The following is a 17,139-nucleotide window of genomic DNA, read 5'->3' as shown; positions in this document are numbered from 1 at the left end:
TTTGTTATTTCAAAACGACTACAGCGTAAACAAGAACTGCAGGATATAGAAAAAGATAATCGCCAGGCCAGCACCAACCGGCAGGGTGATTACCCAGGAAATAAAGATATTACGTACCACGCCTAAGTTAAGTGCAGCAATACCGCGGGCTAACCCCACACCTAATACCGCCCCTACCAGGGTCTGAGTAGTTGATATTGGTAAACCGGCACCCGACGCGATAACCACCGTTGACGCCGCCGACAATTCTGCAGCAAAACCACGGCTTGGGGTTAAATGGGTAATAGCGGTGCCGACGGTTTTAATTACTCTGGCGCCCAGCGTAGCCAGACCAATCACAATACCAACCCCCCCCAGAGGCAGGATCCACCAGGCCAGGGCGGCTTTGCTGGCGATTTCGCCACCAGAGCTGACCACGCTGACTACTGCTGCCAGCGGGCCTATGGCATTGGCAACATCGTTTGAGCCATGCGCAAACGCCATACAGCAAGCGGTGGTGATCATTAATACACTGAAAATGCGCTCAACATTATTAAATTGCATTTTTTTATCTGCAGCCGGGTCAATTTTAATCCGGCTGATAGCCACTTTACCAATGAGGCCGACGATCACCCCCAGTACCAGTGCCATTAAGTAACCATTGGCAGTACTGATATCCAGACCAATATGCTTTAAGCCTTTTTGCACCGTTACCAGCGCCATAACAAATGCAGCAAATGCCATATAGAACGGGACATACTTCTTGGCATTAACAATGGGTTGATCGGTATCGAAAATCAGCTTTTGGGCACTCATAAAAAACATATAGGCCAGAATACCTGCCAGGATAGGCGTGACTACCCAGCTACCAACTATGCCACCCACCTTATCCCAGTGCACCGCATCAAAACCCACGCCAACAGCAGCGAAACCAATAATAGCGCCGACAATAGAATGCGTGGTTGATACCGGCCAGCCAAAATAGGATGCGGCAATTAACCAGGTAGCTGCAGCCAGTAAGGCGGCTATCATGCCGTATACCATCAGCTCAGGTGCATCGACAAAAAATGCCGCGTCGGTAATGCCCCCCCGGATGGTCGACGTAACCGAGCCACCGGCGAGATACGCTCCGGCAAATTCAAAAATAGCTGCAATAAAAATAGCCTGCTTAATGGTAAGCGCTTTAGAACCAACCGAGGTTCCCATCGCGTTGGCAACGTCGTTAGCACCAACACCATAAGCCATCAAAAAACCAAAAACTGCAGCCAGAATAATCAGAATGAGGCCGTATGATTGAATAATATCCATCAGTAATACCTTTGTTAATTAACGGGCGAGCATTATTTCTAAGCGGGAACCCACTTTCTGGGCAATGTCGGCCAAATCGCCAATCCACTCAATGGTCCGGTATAAAAACATCACGTCTACCGGGTTCAAATCGGCTTCGGCAATCCGAACCGCCTTGCGCAGCTTAATCTGCATTTCGTCAGTGTCATGTTCAATCGCATCCAGCTTTTCTACCATCTTGATCACGAGATCAACCTCACGACCACGGAAACCCGTTTCCAGCAACTCATCCAGCTCGTTGATGGCCTCAGAGGCCATCGCCGTGGCATCAATACAGCGCTGGATATACGCATGAAAGTCGGTTTGAATGGCCTCAGGAATCTCCAGCTCGCGGCCCAGTACCCGGCCAGAGATATCTTTGGTTTTATTAGCGATTTTGTCTTGCTGCGCCACTAATTCCAGAATATCAGTCCGGTCTACCGGCAAAAATAAGCCGCGGGGCAAGTTAATCCGGATGTCCCGCTTCATGCGGTCGGCATCTTTTTCCAGGGTAACGATGCCTTTTCGCACCTCTGCCGCTTGAAGCCAATCTTTCTGATACACCGCAGCAAAAAACGGTAACAGTAGCTCACTGGCTTCGTGTACCTTGCGAATATGTTCTTCGATAGGTTTTATCGGTGATTTAGCAAACACGGATAAAAATGTATTACCTGGCATAGTGTGGCCTCATAATATTCAGGGTGAATAAGGTCGGCGCGCATTGTAACTGCAATCAAACCGCAATAAAAATGAAATATTAGCAGATAAAACAGAAACGCCTCAGCCAGAAGTCTGGATGAGGCGATTTAAAAAAGCGAGTCTGTTTTGATAAAGTTAGCTGCGGGCTTCTTTCTCTAGCATTTCTTCTGAGCTGTGTCTGACCACTTTACCCTTTACAAAGAAAATAATGTATTCAGACAAATTTTTACACCTGTCACCAATCCGCTCCAGCGAACGGGCCGACCACAACACATTCATAATTTTCGGTATTGAGCGGGGGTCTTCGATCATATAGGTCATCAACTGGCGGGTGATAGACTCATATTCACGGTCAACTTTTTTATCTTCTTTGTGCACCGTTAACGCCGCTTCGACATCCATTCTGGCAAACGCGTCCAACACGTCATGTAACATCTGGCCGACATGCCGGCCCAGATTATCCAGATTAACCAGCAGGTCTTGCTGGGCACTGTTAAACGATTCTAATGCAACCTTGGCTATGCGCCGGGTTTCATCGCCGATCCGCTCCAGATCAGCGATCGTTTTTAATATTGCCATAATTAACCGTAAATCGCTGGCAGCCGGCTGGCGCTTAGCAATAATCCGGGTACATTCCTGATCGATTTGCAACTCCCAGTCATTGACCTTTAAGTCGTTCTGAATCACTTGTTGCGCCAGCTCGCTATCGCTGTTGGCTATTGCTTCCAGTGCATCAAACAGCTGTCTTTCAATTAAGCCGCCCATCGCCATTACATGGTTACGAACCTGCTCTATCTCTTCATTAAACTGACTAGAGATATGCTTTGATAAATTTAACTTATCCATTGCCTGACCCTTGCTGCTGTTAAATGTGCTGTTTGCTGAATCCGTTAACCAAACCGTCCGGTAATATAATCTTCGGTGGCGCGCTGGCTGGGATCAGTAAACATCTTATTTGTCTCATCAAATTCTATCAGCTGCCCCATATTTAAAAAGGCGGTGTAATCTGACACCCGGGCAGCTTGTTGCATGTTGTGCGTTACGATTACCAGAGTATAGTGCTGTTTTAAATCGTACATCAGTTCTTCAATCTTTAGGGTTGAAATCGGATCTAATGCCGACGCTGGTTCATCGAGCAGCAATACTTCGGGCTCGATCGCGATAGCCCTGGCGATAACCAGTCGCTGCTGCTGGCCACCCGATAAGTTAACCGCGCTATCATGCAACCGGTCACGTACTTCGTCCCACAACGCTGCTTTACGTAAAGCAGATTCCACTAGCTCGTCTAATTGTCTGGCTTGCTTAATGCCCTGCAAACGCAGACCAAAGGCCACATTTTCATACACACTGTGCGGGAAAGGGTTAGGTTTTTGAAAAACAATGCCGACTCTGCGCCGCAGCTCCGCCACCTCGACCGCCGACTGATAAATATTCTGGCCATCCAGCAACACGCTGCCGGTGGTCTGGGTATCGTCCAGTAATTCGTTCATCCGGTTAAAACTTCGCAGCAAACTTGATTTACCACAGCCAGAGGGGCCAATAAACGCGGTAATCTTATGCTGTGGAATACGCATGTTGATGCGCTGCAATACCATCTTATCAGCAAATTTCAGCGATAAATCCTGCACTTCAAGTTTTGCTGCAACCTCTACATTCATATCTTACCCTGCTAATGTTACAGTTTTATTACTCATTAACCGTCCGATTGCGATAGCGCGAATTTAACCGCTTACGCAGCCGGTAAGCCAGCAAATTCAGTATAAATATCAATGTTATAAGCACCATTGCTGAGGCAAACACCAGCGGCTCAGCTCGCTGTGCGTCCGGGCTTTGTAACCCGGCGTCGTAAATATGCATACTCAGGCTGGTTATTTTTTGTTGCAGCTGCAAATATGGGAACTCAGAACTGATCGGCAGCGCCGGTGCAGACTTTACCACGCCGACAAACACTAACGGCGCCACTTCGCCAGCGGCACGCGCTATCGCCAGCATCAGAGCGGTAACCATCGCCGGAGAGGCCTGAGGTAGCACGATCTTCCAGATTACTTCTGCTTTCGTGGCACCAAGTGCAAAGCAACCCAGGCGCAAATTTTTAGGGATACCGGCCAGCCCCTGCTCAGTTGCCACAATAACCACCGGTAAGGTGAGCAATGCCAACGTCAACGACACCCATAGCAACCCCGGGGTTCCAAAAGTCGGCGTAGGCAATTGGTCTGGATAAAACAGACTGTCGATGCTGCCGCCCAGAAAGTAAACAAAGAACCCCAGGCCGAATACGCCAAATATAATAGACGGCACCCCGGCCAGATTATGCACGGCAACCCGAATCACTTTTAATAGTGGCCCTTCTTTGGCGTATTCGTGCAGATAAACTGCCGCCAGCACGCCCAGTGGCGTTACCAGCACCGACATCAGCATTACCATCAGCACGGTGCCGAGAATGGCAGGAAAAATGCCTCCCTCGCTTGAATCGCCACTGAGAAACTGCCACCAGTTCTGTAGGTATTGTAGTAACTTACTGCCAAGATGGCCTGACATGTCTGCTGGCCAGAACACACCAACACTCTGCATGACAATAAATACCAGTAAACCACCGACCAGTAACAAACTCAATGCCACTGCACCTGCATTTAACCAAATCCATGGGGTACCCTGAGCAAACCAATTTCGCAGCACGGTCATAACCTCTGATACTTTTTACGTAAGCGTTGCCGGATCACTTCAGCCGCGGTATTGGCAACAAAGGTAAACAGTAATAACACCAGAGCGGCAACAAACAATACCCGAAAATGACTGCTGCCGACGGTTGCTTCAGGTAATTCGATAGCCAGCGTGGCTGTTAAACTGCGTAGACCTTCAAACACATTAAAATTAGTTATCGGGCTGTTGCCGGTCGCCATCAGAATTATCATGGTTTCACCAAGGGCCCGGCCAACCCCTACCAGCGTGGCAGCAATCAGGCCTGGCGCAGCAAGCGGCAAGCTAATTCGCAGCACAGTCTGCCAAGGTGTAGCGCCTAAGGCCAGTGCACCACGGGTTAATTGTCGCGGTACCTGATACAGCACGTCATCTGCAATCGCGAAAATACCGGGAACGACCGCAAAGCCCATCGCAATACCGATTACCAGCGCGTTGCGCTGCTCATAAAAAAAGCCCTGCTGATCAAGATAGACGCGCAAGCCGCCATCAAAAAGGCTGCGGTCTAACTGACTTGCTCCGACAAATATCAGAGCGCTAATCAGCGCCAGCCATAGCATCAGCAGCGGGATTTCCCAACCGTCACTCCAACGCAACCTAAGTTGCAGCGGCACCTTCGGCCACAGTGCAGCAAATACCAAAATACTCAGTGGCAAAAATATTACCCACAGTAGTAACGCCAGCAAATGCCCTTCAATAGCCGGCGCCAGCCATACTGCGGCAATAAAACCGAGAATTACCGTTGGAAACGCCGCCATCAACTCAATCAGGCCTTTTATTCGTCTGCGCGGCCCTGCAGGCAGAAAGCAGGCGCTATAAATGGCGGCCATAATCGCCAGCGGCGCTGCAAACACCATGGCATAAAAAGCCGCTTTCAGGGTACCGGTGGTGAGAGGGACCAAGGAAAACTTCGGTTGATAGTTATCTGCAGCTGATGAGGTTTGCCAGACAAAATCAGGCCTGGCAAACCCTTCGTACCAGACACTGTGCCATAACGTTTGCCAGTTAACCTCCGGATGAGGGTTATCCAGAGCAAAGGGGTAGCGGGTTTGGTCAGTGTGAATACTCAGTTGCTGGTTGTTGGCTGAAAATACCAGGCCGGTAGCGTCAGTAATCGCCGTAGTCTGCTGCCACAATGGTCGGGCAATACTCGAGTAATAAACTGCCAGTTGTCCATCTGCCGCCAGAGTAGCAAAGCCGCGCCGGTTGTGTTCCGGAGCAATGTGCAGTATCGCAGCCTGTTGGCCGGGCAGTTCTCTTACCAACTGTAAATGTGCGGCCTTGCTATTTTCAGCCACTAAATACCATTGTTGCAAGCGACCACTCTGATACCCGGCCAGCACAGCCTGATCAGCAGTCAGCCAGCTTAAACTGGTCAGTGTGTCAGCAGTTTGGGTCAATTGCCATTGCTGTAAACAGTCTGCAGCATGCTTGGTAGAATGTAAGCAGGCATGGCCGTCTGCGGTTGCCAGTAACTGATAGTTGCCGCTGCCAGAAACAGCATTAAACGCCGGGGTGCCCGGCCAGCCAGATAGCTGGTTTTGTTCTAACGGAGATGGTGCTGAAAACACCGCAGCCACTGGCGGCAGCGCAGTGCCGGTAACGCTACGGAATAATGGCACAACTTCGCTAACCAGATAGATAAACAAAGCCGCCAGCATTATTACCACGCTGATACCTGACAGACCAATGACTGCCTGCAACAAACGATTATACCAGCGCCGGCGACGTTGCAGCTGACGTGTTGCCTTGTGTGCAGCAAGCGGCAGCGGTGTCATGGTTGCTCCGACAATGCTGGCAGACCGAGCGTTTGCCGCCAGCGCGCAATCACCGCTGCGGGTAACGGCAAAAAGCCGTCCTGCAGCACGATTTGCTGACCCGCCTCCGATAATACCAGATCAAAAAAAGCGGATTGGTTCGCCGTCAGCGCCCGGCCAGGTGTCCGATTGACATAAATATAAAGCTGCCGGGCCAGCGGATAATCCCCGCTTAATGCATTAGCAGCCGTTGGCGCAAACGCCGGACCATCGTCTACCGCCAGCGCCAGTACCTTGACATCGTCGGTTGCATAGCCAATACCAGAATAGCCGATACCACCTTGCGACTGGCTGATAGCCCTGAGCATGGCAGACGAACCGGCCAGCTGATTAGTCCGGGCTTTGATATCGCCATTACACAATACATGTTGCTTAAAGTAACCATAGGTTCCCGACACGGCATTGCGACTGTACAGCGAGATAAAACGCTGCTGCCAGGGCCCGGTCAGCCCCAACTGCCCCCATCGCTGAAGATCGGTTGGGGCACCGCAGCGCCGGTTTATTGAGAATATGGCGTCCAGCTGAGACAGGCTTAACTGATCCAGCGGATTATCGGGATGAACATAAACCGCCAGCAGATCAATAGCTACCGGCACGGCCGTTGGCAGATAACCAAACCGCTGTGCAAACTGCTGCAATTCCGTCTGGCGCATCGCCCGGCTCATGGGCCCAAGCTGCGCAGTGCCTTCAATCAGCGCAACGGGGGCGGTGGATGAACCAATACTTTGGATTTGAAAATTCACGTTAGGGTGGCGACGTCGGTATTCGTCTGCCCACAATTGCATGACTTGCTGCAGGGTATCAGAACCAACACTGGACAGAGTGCTGTCGGTTTTGGCTGCAACGGCTGACACCCAGCCCCCCCCTAAAAACGATATCAGGATCAGCCCTGGCAATGCTGTGTGCCATTTGGTTAGCACCATCTTTTATACCCGTACTTTCAGACTTGCTGGCCCTATCTTATAACAGCTGCGCATGACAAGACAGCAAACCAAAAATAAATAGTTAACTAGCGTTTTAAAATCATAAAGTTGGGTCTACACTCTAAAACACTTTTTCACGTATATTATGTAATAGCTGACCGCTCACCGGCGGTTTAACCTTTAGTGATAGTAAGGGATGTCAATATGAAGCAGTTAGTCCTTACCGTTATTGGTAAAGATAAAGCAGGGTTAGTAGAACAGTTAGCCAGGGTAATAAATGACCAAAATGGCAACTGGATGGCCAGCAACTTAAGCCATCTGGCAGGTTATTTTGCCGGCATAGTGCAAATAGAAGTGGCAGAACCTGATCTGGGAGCTTTAGTCACCGCGCTGAGCAAGATTAGCGATTTAGATATCAAAGTGCAGCAAGGTGAGCAGAGCGAGCTGAACAAACAACAACAATTGCGCTTTGTTATTACCGGCAATGATCGCGCCGGAATCGTCCGTGAATTATCGTCGGTGATTAAGCATAAGGGTACGAATATTATTCAGTTTTCCAGTAACAGACAAAGTGCGCCAAACTGGGGGGTACCGCTGTTTCATGCTGAAGCCACAGTGCAGTTGCCAGCAGGCCTGAGCCGTGATGAGGTCATTAAGGCTCTGGAAGCTATTGCTGCTGATATTGTGGTAGATGTGGAAACCTCAGTAGACTAACCCCCCGTTACCTTACCTATGGTGATCCCCAGTTATGATGAAACGCGACTGCCAGCGGCTAGCTGGCAGTCGCGTTTCATCATTCTGTCACAAAAATGCCATAGTGTGCTTTGCAGGCAGTAAGCAGGAGCAATCAACATGGATCAGCCAGCATCACCATCCCAGAACAGCGGGGCTCACCCCGACTACCCGTTATTTCCTCGCGAATTAAGTTGGCTGGCCTTCAATGGCCGGGTGCTGCAAGAAGCGGCAGACACCCGCAACCCGCCGATTGAGCGCTTACGGTTTTTAGGTATTTACTCCAATAATCTGGATGAATTTTTCCGGGTGCGGGTCGCCGATGTTAAACGGCGCATTCTGCTGAAAAAGTATCAGACCTGGGAGCATGAAGATGCGGAAACCCTGCTGCAGCAAATACAGCTGCAGGTTAAAGAGCTCGCCAAGCAATTTAATAAAATATATCTGGATATTCAGCTGGAGCTGCGTAAGCACAATATCGAATTGATTGATGACAGTAAGCTGACTGAAGCGCAGTCAAGCTGGGTAAAAGCCTTTTTCCGCAGTGAAGTAAAACGGCATATTTCACCCATTATATTATCCAGTACCGACAGTTCGCTGAGTAAAATTCTGGAAGATAACACCACCTATCTGATGGTGGAAATGACCGGCAGCGGCAAACCTGACTACGCAATTATTGAAGTGCCTACTGCGGAAGTATCGCGTTTTATTGAGCTGCCGCTGCAGTTAAATACCCGTAAAAAGAATGGCCATTACCGCCGTCAGATATTGTTGCTGGACGACATTATTAATCATTGTGCCAGTGATTTATTTAATGGTTTTTTTCAATTCGATACGATATGTACCTTTTCGCTCAAACTGACCCGCGATGCCGAGTACAATATCAGCGATACCCTGGATCAAAGTCTGATTGATAAAATGTCAAAAGGCATCCGGCAGCGCTTAAAGTCTGAACCAACCCGACTGGTTTACGATGCCGCCATGCCGGAACAAATGCTTAAAGTGCTGACCCGGCAATTGGGCACCAGCTCTACTGATGCCCTGATTGCCGGCAGTCGTTATCGCAATTTTAAGGACTTTATCGGTTTTCCGAACCTGGGCCATCAGAGTATGGAGTTTCCGGCCATGGAGCCACTGCCAAGCCCGGATTTTGAGCACTACCCAACCAGTTTCGATGCCATCCGGGCCACCGATATTCTGCTGTATTACCCCTACCATAATTTCAGTTATTTTACCGAGTGGGTGCGCCAGGCATCGTTTGATCCGAAAGTCAGCCATATTAAAATGACTATGTACCGGGTAGCCAAACACTCACGGGTTATCCATTCGCTGCTGGATGCGGTGCGCAACGGCAAAAAAGTAACGGTTGTGGTCGAGCTTAAAGCCCGTTTTGATGAAGAAAATAACATCAACTGGGCACGAAGAATGACGGATTCGGGTATTGAAGTTATTTTTGGCCAAACCACGTTAAAAATCCACTCAAAACTGTGTTTAATAACCCGGCAGGAAAAAGGCAAAGCCGTTCGCTACGGTCATATTGGCACCGGGAATTTTAATGAAAAAACCGCCCGTATCTATACCGACATGAGCCTGTTTACCTGCCATAGTGAAATTACTGCTGAAATTGATCAGGTATTTGAGTTTATTCAGTACTCCTACCGGCCTTTTAATTTTCAGCACTTAATTGTCTCCCCTACCTGGAGCCGGCCGCGGCTATTGAGTTTAATTCAGCGTGAAATTGATTTTGCTACCAGCGGCCGTAAAGCCGAAATCTTTTTAAAAGTGAACAATCTGGTCGACGAAGAAATTGTCCAGCTATTGTACAAAGCCAGCCAGGCCGGGGTTAAAATCCGGATGATTATCCGCGGCATGTGCTCGTTAATGCCAGGGCTGGCGGGTAAAAGCCAGAATATTAAAATTATCAGCGTGCTTGATCGTTATCTGGAGCACGCCCGGGTATATTTGTTTCACAATGGTGGCGACAATGCATTATATATCTCCTCTGCGGACTGGATGACCCGCAATATCGACCAGCGGGTCGAGGTAGGCGTGCCGGTATATGATAGCCGGATCAAGCAACAAATTATCAGTACCCTGGATATCCAGTGGCGGGATAACGTTAAGGCGCGTATTATTGACGGCAAACATTCAAATGCTTATGTTAAGCGTGGCAATAAACGCAATCTGCGTTCTCAACAGGAGATTTATTATTTTCTGGCGCGACAACAGGCGATACAGGTTGATACAGACAATTGACAGATTCTGAAAAAATAGCGTCCTCTGACGCTGATTACATGGCAGCCGTTGATCTTGGCTCCAATAGTTTTCATATGGTTATTGCCAGGGTAATTGATGGCTCATTGCAGTTATTGCATCGGGAAAAGCAAAAAGTGCAGTTGGCTGAAGGCCTGAATGATGAGCTGGTGCTTAGCGAGGAAGCTATTGAACGGGGTTTACAGGTACTGGCCCAGTTTGCCGATACCCTGCAGCCTTTTGCTCCCAATGCAGTGCGGGTAATAGCCACTTACACCCTGCGCCGGGCCCGTAACTCAGCCACCTTTTTGCGTCGGGCAAAGGTGGTATTCCCGTTTCCGATAGAAGTCATCTCCGGTCAGGAAGAAGCCCGTTTTATTTATCAGGGCGTGGCCCATTTCGAGCATTTCAGTAACAAGCGGCTGGTGATTGATATTGGCGGTGGCAGTACTGAATTTGCTATTGGCGAAGGCCTGCAGCCATTACGATTAAGCAGCCGTAATATGGGCTGCGTTAGCTATGGCCAAAGCCATTTCAGCCAGGGCAAGATCAGCTCGCGCCGCTTTGAGCGGGCTATTTTACAAGCCGAGCAGGAACTGGAGCCCATTGTCAGTAGTTTTCGTACGGCCGGCTGGCAGCAAGCGGTTGGCACTTCAGGTACCGTAAAAACCATTAAAGACGTGATTGCGGGTCTTGGCTGGAACAGCACCAGTCTGCGGCTGAATGATTTAACCGCCTTAAAACGGCACGTGCTGCAGTACGACAATGCCAGCGAACTGGAACTGGCAGGCTTAACAGATGATCGCAAACTGCTGCTTTGTCCTGGACTGGCGATTCTAATTGGTGCATTTAACATGCTACAAATTGATGAGATGGTGTATGTCGATGCCGCGCTCAGAGAAGGCGTGTTGTATGAAATGAGCGAGCGCCTGCAACATCATGATATTCGCGAGCACACCATCAGCAGTATGATGCGCCGGTATACCGTTGATGATGCCCAGACACAACGGGTACAACACACCGCTCAGGCTTTATTTAACCAGGTGCAAACGGCCTGGCAGCTGACTGACGACGATGGCCTGCTGCTCAGTTTTGCTTGCAGAGTATATGAAATTGGTCTGCATATTAACTCGTCAGGTATTCAGAAACATTCGGCTTATATTTTGCAAAATGCCAACCTGCCGGGCTTTAACCAGGAGCAACAGCAGTTACTGGCCTGTCTGGTGCGCTTTCATCGCCGTAAAATCCGGGCAGATGAGCTGCCTATTTTCAGTTTGTATCAGTTGCCTCAGGTTATAAATTTATTGGTGTTATTACGACTGGCAGTGTTGCTAAATCAGAAACGACGCGATGATTTTATCCCGCAATTCACTGCCAGTGCCAGTGCCCAGCAGCTACAACTGCTATTGCCGCCAGAATGGCTGACCCAGCAAAGTGTGTTATCTGCTGATTTGCAGCTGGAACAAAAAGCCCTGAAGAAAATTGCGTTCAGGCTGGATTGCCCGGGCCTGCCAGAAACAATTGTTTATTAATAACAGACTGTCTAGTTGTCAGCGCCTGACCAACGAATCGCCACTTTAGCCGGTGGCTATCTTTGATAACGGCATGGCTTCCAGGTTATTTGTGGCTTCCGAGATACCCGATACCTGCTGCAAACCGCTGCGCCGGCCGGCCTGATAGCCGGCTTCCAGCAGTTGCGGGTTCTGACAAAAACGGCCTACGGCAAAATCAGCAGGCGGCGCCACCACATTCACTTTGCAATCTGCCGGTGGGCTGGCAATAAAATTCAATGCCTGATTATAACGCGCTGTTCTGCTTAGCACAGCGCTGAACATCTGGGGGTACTGTTTAAAAAACGGTTTCATTAATACCGGCAAGCGGCTGGTGCGTTTGCGATACCCCTCAGGCTGTGACAAAACCACGGTAATGTCGCGCGCGCCCATGGCATAAGCCTTTAATACCGGAATGGCATCAGCCAAACCACCATCAGTCATCTGCTCACCGTTAATTTGTGGAAAATCACGGTACATCAGCGGTATCGCGCACGATGCCGGAAACAACTGATGCATGTTGTCTGCGGTCACCTCAAAATAGTGGGCCAGGCCGGTATTCACACTGGTAGTGACGGCATAAAGCGGTACCTGCTGACGCAGATAGTGAGCAACATTCAGCGGGACTTCGTCAAAAGAGGCATGCCATAACCAGCTGACATCGCAGAAATGGCCGCCCTTCAGGTAACGGCGCCAGTTTAAAAAATCGGTGCGACGGGCATGGTCCAGTAAAATTTGCCGGCTGCGGCCATGATTGCCGGCCAAATAGCCAATTAAATTAGTGGAGCCGGCAGAAACGCCAATAGCAAACTGAAACGGCTGATACTGCTGCTCCATAAAAGCATCCAGCACGCCTGCCGCAAAAATGCCCCGCATGGCGCCCCCTTCCACCACCAATGCCGACGATGCTGGCGCTAACTGCTTACTCATCGTACCTCCTGTTGCCAGAGTAAAGCCTAGCACAGCACCCGTCAGAGATACAGGTCAAACTTTAACCAGCCTTCTATGAATTAAGGCTGTAGCGGGTGTCTACCTGCTTACAGGGCATGGCTGAAATTTTTGCAGGTGCATCGCTATTACTGTGTCCTCGACTGCTTCTGCTATGCTGTCAGTAACTAACACTCTGATCCCGCGGCGAAAGCACAGATATACTTATACTTGCTTTTAGCTGACGGCAAAACAGAACTGCTGACAGTATCAGGACCGATTTATGGATAGAAAACAGGTAGACGTTGCCATCATTGGTGCCGGCACGGCCGGGCTAACCGCTTATAATGCAGCGCGCAAGCACACCGACAAGCTGGTACTGATTGAAGGCAGCAGCTATGGCACCACCTGTGCCCGGGTGGGTTGTATGCCCAGCAAATTATTGATTGCCGCCGCAGAGCGTGCCCACGACGCTGCACATAGTGAGCTATTTGGTATTCAGATTAATGATGTTGTTATTGATAGCCAGCAGGTGCTGCAACGGGTTCGTAAGGAAAGAGATAACTTTGTCGATTCAGTACTTAAGTCAATGGAAGATATTCCTGATGACCACAAACTAAAGGGCCCTGCCCGTTTTCTCTCGCCGGGTTTGCTGGCGGTTGGCGCAACAACAGAAATAACCGCAAAGCGTATTGTTATTGCTACCGGCTCAAGCCCTTATATTCCTGAGATGTTTCAAGGCCTGGGCGAGCGGCTGCTCACCACTGACACTCTGTTCGAATTGGCCGTCTTGCCAAAGAATATAGCCGTATTTGGTGCCGGTGCGGTCGGACTGGAACTGGGCCAGGCGTTAAGCCGGCTGGGTGTTGACGTGTATATGTTTGGCCGCAGCGATGCGTTGGCCGGCATTGCTGATCAAGACATTCGCGACTATGCCAGGCAATGTTTTAGCAAAGAATTTTATTTAGACACCGATGCCGACGTCACTGATATTTCAGCTGTGACTGACGGTGTGACCATCAGTTTTACGCATCGTAACAACGGGCCGGTAACCGGGCTGTTTGACTATGTTTTACTGGCCACCGGTCGCTCACCTAACCTTCAAAGCCTTGACTTGCCTAACAGTGGCCTGACCTTAAATGACAAAGGCGTGCCGCTGACCGATCCTTCAACATTACAATGTGGCGATAAACCGGTGTTCCTGGCCGGTGATGCCAATCAGCAAAGCCCGCTGCTGCATGAAGCAGCCGCTGAAGGCAGAATTGCCGGAGCTAACGCAGGACGTTATCCAGAGCTTAAAACTGCAAAGCGCTATGTGCCGTTTTCAGTGGTATTCAGCAGCCCGCAAATTACCCGCGTCGGCACTGTGCCCTGCCAGATGACAGCGGCTGAACGGCACAACTATGCAGAAGGTTGCTGTTCTTTTGAAGATCAGGGCCGCAGTAAGGTTATTGCAAAAAATCAGGGCATACTGAAAGTATACGCCAGCCGTGACAGCGGCGTGTTTAGCGGCGCCGAAATGTTGGGTCCGGCGGCTGAGCATATAGGCCATCTGCTGGCCTGGGCAGCACAACAACAGATGACAGTTTCTTCGATGCTGGCGATGCCTTTTTATCACCCGGTTATCGAAGAGGGGCTGCGTACCGCGCTGAAAGATTTGCAGCGTAATCTACAAAAATCCAGTGCTGAGGTTAACCCCTGCCTGGAATGCGGCCCCGGGACCTAGCAATGATGGCTATCGCATTTAATCAATATTGGCGCTTTTGGTAGACTGCAGGCTTAGCATAGCTTATTAAGGGAGGCGCTATGATCCGCTTATTTACGATTGATCAAAGTATTATCCGGGAAATTCCGGTGGCCGGGGCCACTGATGATATTGAGCTGATGCGCACCGCTCACTGGATAGACGCCCATGAGCCGACTGAGCCCGAGCGTGAGCTGCTAAGTACCCTGCTCAGTGTCGAGCTGCCTGAATCAGATGATGTCGAGGAAATTGAAGCCTCAGCCCGCTGCTTTGTGGATCAGGCCGGCATTCATGTCCATTCACTGTTTCTTGCGCCCCAGGAAGGACGGCATACCACGGTAACCGTTGCCTGCATTTTGCAGGACGAGCGGCTTATCACCATTCGGGAAGATGAAATTGCCGACTTTCGGTTATTACGGTTGCGGGCACGGCGTGGTCAGGTAACGTGCTCTGATCCGGCCGGGCTGCTGGTCACTATTCTTGAGCAGAAAGTGGAAAACCATGCTGATACGGTAGAAGATTTGCACCGGCAGCTGGAAGACGTCAGTCATCTGGTACTGGAAGAAAAAGATTCAGAGCTTTATCAGGCGATTAGCAAAATGGCGCGACTGGAAGACAGCAACGGTAAAATCCGGCTGTGCTTAATGGATACCCAGCGCGACATCTCTTTTTTGCTGCGCAATCTGAAAGGCCGGCCCGCGCACGAAGAAACCCTGCGGGAAATTATGCGTGACGTCGAAACCCTGATGTCCCACACCACCTTTTTATTCGATAAAATTAACTTTCTGATGGACTCAACCCAGGGTTTTATCAATATCCGCCAGAATCAAATCATTAAAACCTTTTCCATTGCTGCGGTAGTGTTTTTACCCCCAACGCTGGTGGCCAGTGCCTATGGTATGAACTTCAGCCATATGCCGGAATTGGAATGGCTGCTAGGCTACCCGTGGGCGTTGGGGCTGATGCTGCTTTCCGGTTTTGCCCCCTACTGGTTTTTTAAACGCAAAGGCTGGTTGTAACAGCCTGGTTATAACAGCCTCGTTGTAACAGCATGGCTATAACAGCCAGCTTGGAACTGCAGCATATGGCTTGGCTTTTTTAGCCAGAGCGCTTAAGGTAGGAATACTTAATAGTCACTATCCGGAATTGCTATGCGTCTGTCACTGCTAAGCCTGTCTGTTTTACCTTTTTTATTCACGCCACTGGTTATTGCTGAAGAGCGGCCTGAGCTTGCAAAAAACATTCAGAACGTGATGCCAAAGGTTATTGCCTGGCGGCGCGATATTCACCAGCACCCGGAACTGTCAAACCGCGAGTTTCAAACGGCCGCTAAGGTCGCAGCCCATTTAGAAAAACTGGGCCTTGAAGTACGCACCGGTATTGCCCACACCGGTGTGGTCGGTATTTTAAAAGGGGCAAAGCCCGGCCCGGTAGTGGCGCTGCGGGCCGATATGGATGCCCTGCCGGTAACCGAGCAAACCGGTTTGCCGTTTGCTTCTAAGGTAACCAGCGAATTTAACGGCCAGCAAACCGGCGTTATGCATGCCTGTGGTCATGATGCCCATGTTGCAATACTAATGGGTACCGCAGAAGTGCTGAGCAAACAGCAAGCCGATATTGCCGGCACTATCATGTTTATCTTTCAGCCGGCGGAAGAAGGCCCGCCAGCCGGTGAAGAAGGCGGCGCCAAGATGATGCTGGCCGAGGGGCTGTTTGCCAATCCTGCCCCAAGCGCTATTTTCGGGCTGCATGTCTGGCCGGGCGAACCGGGCCAGCTGCAGGTTAAAACCGAAGGCATAATGGCCGCGGCCGACAGCTTTCAGATAACCGTTAAAGGCAAACAAGTGCATGGCTCCAGCCCATGGCGTGGCATCGATCCGATAAATGTCACCGGCCAGCTGATTAACGCTATTAACCTGATCCCGGCCCGGCAAATTGATGTAACTAAGGCACCGGCGGTGGTGTCATTTGGTCAGGTACACGGCGGGATCCGCTGGAATATTATTCCGGATGAGGTGAAATTAGAAGGCACCATCCGTACCTTTGACAGCGGGATGCGCGAAGACCTAATCGCCCGGATGGCTCACACCAGCGAACACATTGCCAAAGCCAGCGGCGCCGCAGCCGATTTTCATGTCCATAACTTTGCGGCGGTAACCTGGAACGATCCGGCCCTGACCAACTGGGCGATGCCAAGTTTACAATGGGCGGCGGCAGATAACGGCGTTGCGTCGATAAAACCGATCACCGGGGCCGAAGATTTTTCGTTTTATCAGCAGCAGATCCCGGGGGTATTTTTCTTTTTAGGTATCTCGCCGGATAACACGCCACTAAGCGAGGTGCCACCGAATCATTCGCCAATGTTTGACGTTAACGAAGATGCGCTGATAACCGGAGTACGGGCATTAACCGGCCTGGCGCTGGATTATCTGGCCGCGCCACCACAGAAAACAGCAGCAAAGCCTAAATGAGCCCCGAGCCAATGAACAGAG

Annotated in this window: 14 protein-coding genes; 6 read left to right on the top strand and 8 right to left on the bottom strand. The window is 50.2% G+C overall.

What is annotated here, in order from left to right:
• Positions 1-18: 18 nt before the first annotated feature.
• The 7 genes from B2Q61_RS03395 to B2Q61_RS03365 all read right to left on the bottom strand — a co-directional run bounded on the left by B2Q61_RS03395 (position 19) and on the right by B2Q61_RS03365 (position 7,441).
• Positions 19-1,287 carry an inorganic phosphate transporter gene (locus B2Q61_RS03395; protein WP_290621382.1) on the bottom strand — a complete coding sequence of 423 codons (1,269 nt, stop codon included), beginning with the start codon at positions 1,285-1,287 and terminating at the stop codon, positions 19-21.
• A gap of 18 nt (positions 1,288-1,305) precedes the next feature.
• Complete coding sequence (locus tag B2Q61_RS03390; RefSeq protein ID WP_290621381.1) at positions 1,306-1,983, bottom strand: TIGR00153 family protein; 678 nt, start codon at positions 1,981-1,983, stop codon at positions 1,306-1,308.
• A 156-nt stretch (positions 1,984-2,139) separates the two neighbouring features.
• Complete coding sequence (gene phoU, locus B2Q61_RS03385) at positions 2,140-2,850, bottom strand: phosphate signaling complex protein PhoU (protein ID WP_019676505.1); 711 nt, start codon at positions 2,848-2,850, stop codon at positions 2,140-2,142.
• A gap of 44 nt (positions 2,851-2,894) precedes the next feature.
• Positions 2,895-3,662 (bottom strand): phosphate ABC transporter ATP-binding protein PstB, encoded by a 768-nt coding sequence (pstB, locus tag B2Q61_RS03380; protein ID WP_290621380.1) that lies wholly within the window; start codon positions 3,660-3,662, stop codon positions 2,895-2,897.
• 28 nt (positions 3,663-3,690) lie between these two features.
• Positions 3,691-4,680 carry a phosphate ABC transporter permease PstA gene (pstA, locus tag B2Q61_RS03375; RefSeq protein ID WP_414631486.1) on the bottom strand — a complete coding sequence of 330 codons (990 nt, stop codon included), beginning with the start codon at positions 4,678-4,680 and terminating at the stop codon, positions 3,691-3,693.
• A 2-nt stretch (positions 4,681-4,682) separates the two neighbouring features.
• Positions 4,683-6,479: an ABC transporter permease subunit gene (locus B2Q61_RS03370; RefSeq protein WP_290621379.1), complete on the bottom strand. Its 1,797-nt coding sequence runs from the start codon at positions 6,477-6,479 to the stop codon at positions 4,683-4,685.
• On the bottom strand, positions 6,476-7,441 hold the full coding sequence (locus B2Q61_RS03365; RefSeq protein WP_290621378.1) for a PstS family phosphate ABC transporter substrate-binding protein: 966 nt from the start codon (positions 7,439-7,441) through the stop codon (positions 6,476-6,478). Before B2Q61_RS03365 ends, B2Q61_RS03370 begins: the two co-directional genes overlap by 4 nt.
• 204 nt (positions 7,442-7,645) lie before the next feature.
• Here B2Q61_RS03365 and B2Q61_RS03360 point away from each other — a divergent pair, with 204 nt between their 5' ends.
• From B2Q61_RS03360 to B2Q61_RS03350, 3 genes are all read left to right on the top strand, one after another.
• Positions 7,646-8,155 (top strand): glycine cleavage system protein R, encoded by a 510-nt coding sequence (locus B2Q61_RS03360; protein ID WP_290621377.1) that lies wholly within the window; start codon positions 7,646-7,648, stop codon positions 8,153-8,155.
• Positions 8,156-8,293: 138 nt separating this feature from the next.
• Entirely contained in the window at positions 8,294-10,429 is a 2,136-nt protein-coding gene (gene ppk1 / locus B2Q61_RS03355) for a polyphosphate kinase 1 (RefSeq protein WP_290621376.1), read from the top strand.
• Positions 10,426-11,958 (top strand): exopolyphosphatase, encoded by a 1,533-nt coding sequence (locus B2Q61_RS03350; RefSeq protein ID WP_290621375.1) that lies wholly within the window; start codon positions 10,426-10,428, stop codon positions 11,956-11,958. Before ppk1 ends, B2Q61_RS03350 begins: the two co-directional genes overlap by 4 nt.
• Positions 11,959-12,003: 45 nt before the next feature.
• On the opposite strand, the gene B2Q61_RS03345 is transcribed toward B2Q61_RS03350, so the two are convergent.
• Positions 12,004-12,906, bottom strand: a complete 903-nt coding sequence (locus tag B2Q61_RS03345) for a patatin-like phospholipase family protein (protein WP_290621374.1) — start codon at positions 12,904-12,906, stop codon at positions 12,004-12,006.
• A 280-nt stretch (positions 12,907-13,186) separates the two neighbouring features.
• On the opposite strand from B2Q61_RS03345, the gene B2Q61_RS03340 reads away from it, so the two are divergent.
• The 3 genes from B2Q61_RS03340 (at position 13,187) to B2Q61_RS03330 (ending at position 17,118) form a co-directional block, all read left to right on the top strand.
• Positions 13,187-14,629 carry a dihydrolipoyl dehydrogenase gene (locus tag B2Q61_RS03340; protein WP_290621373.1) on the top strand — a complete coding sequence of 481 codons (1,443 nt, stop codon included), beginning with the start codon at positions 13,187-13,189 and terminating at the stop codon, positions 14,627-14,629.
• An 80-nt stretch (positions 14,630-14,709) separates the two neighbouring features.
• Positions 14,710-15,666 (top strand): magnesium/cobalt transporter CorA, encoded by a 957-nt coding sequence (corA, locus tag B2Q61_RS03335; RefSeq protein WP_290621372.1) that lies wholly within the window; start codon positions 14,710-14,712, stop codon positions 15,664-15,666.
• A gap of 132 nt (positions 15,667-15,798) precedes the next feature.
• On the top strand, positions 15,799-17,118 hold the full coding sequence (locus tag B2Q61_RS03330) for an amidohydrolase (RefSeq protein ID WP_290621371.1): 1,320 nt from the start codon (positions 15,799-15,801) through the stop codon (positions 17,116-17,118).
• Positions 17,119-17,139: the final 21 nt, after the last annotated feature.

The organism is Arsukibacterium sp. UBA5043 (assembly GCA_002415085.1).
In the GTDB taxonomy this organism is placed as follows: Bacteria; Pseudomonadota; Gammaproteobacteria; order Enterobacterales; family Alteromonadaceae; genus Alishewanella.
This window is presented reverse-complemented; position numbering and strand designations above follow the sequence as displayed.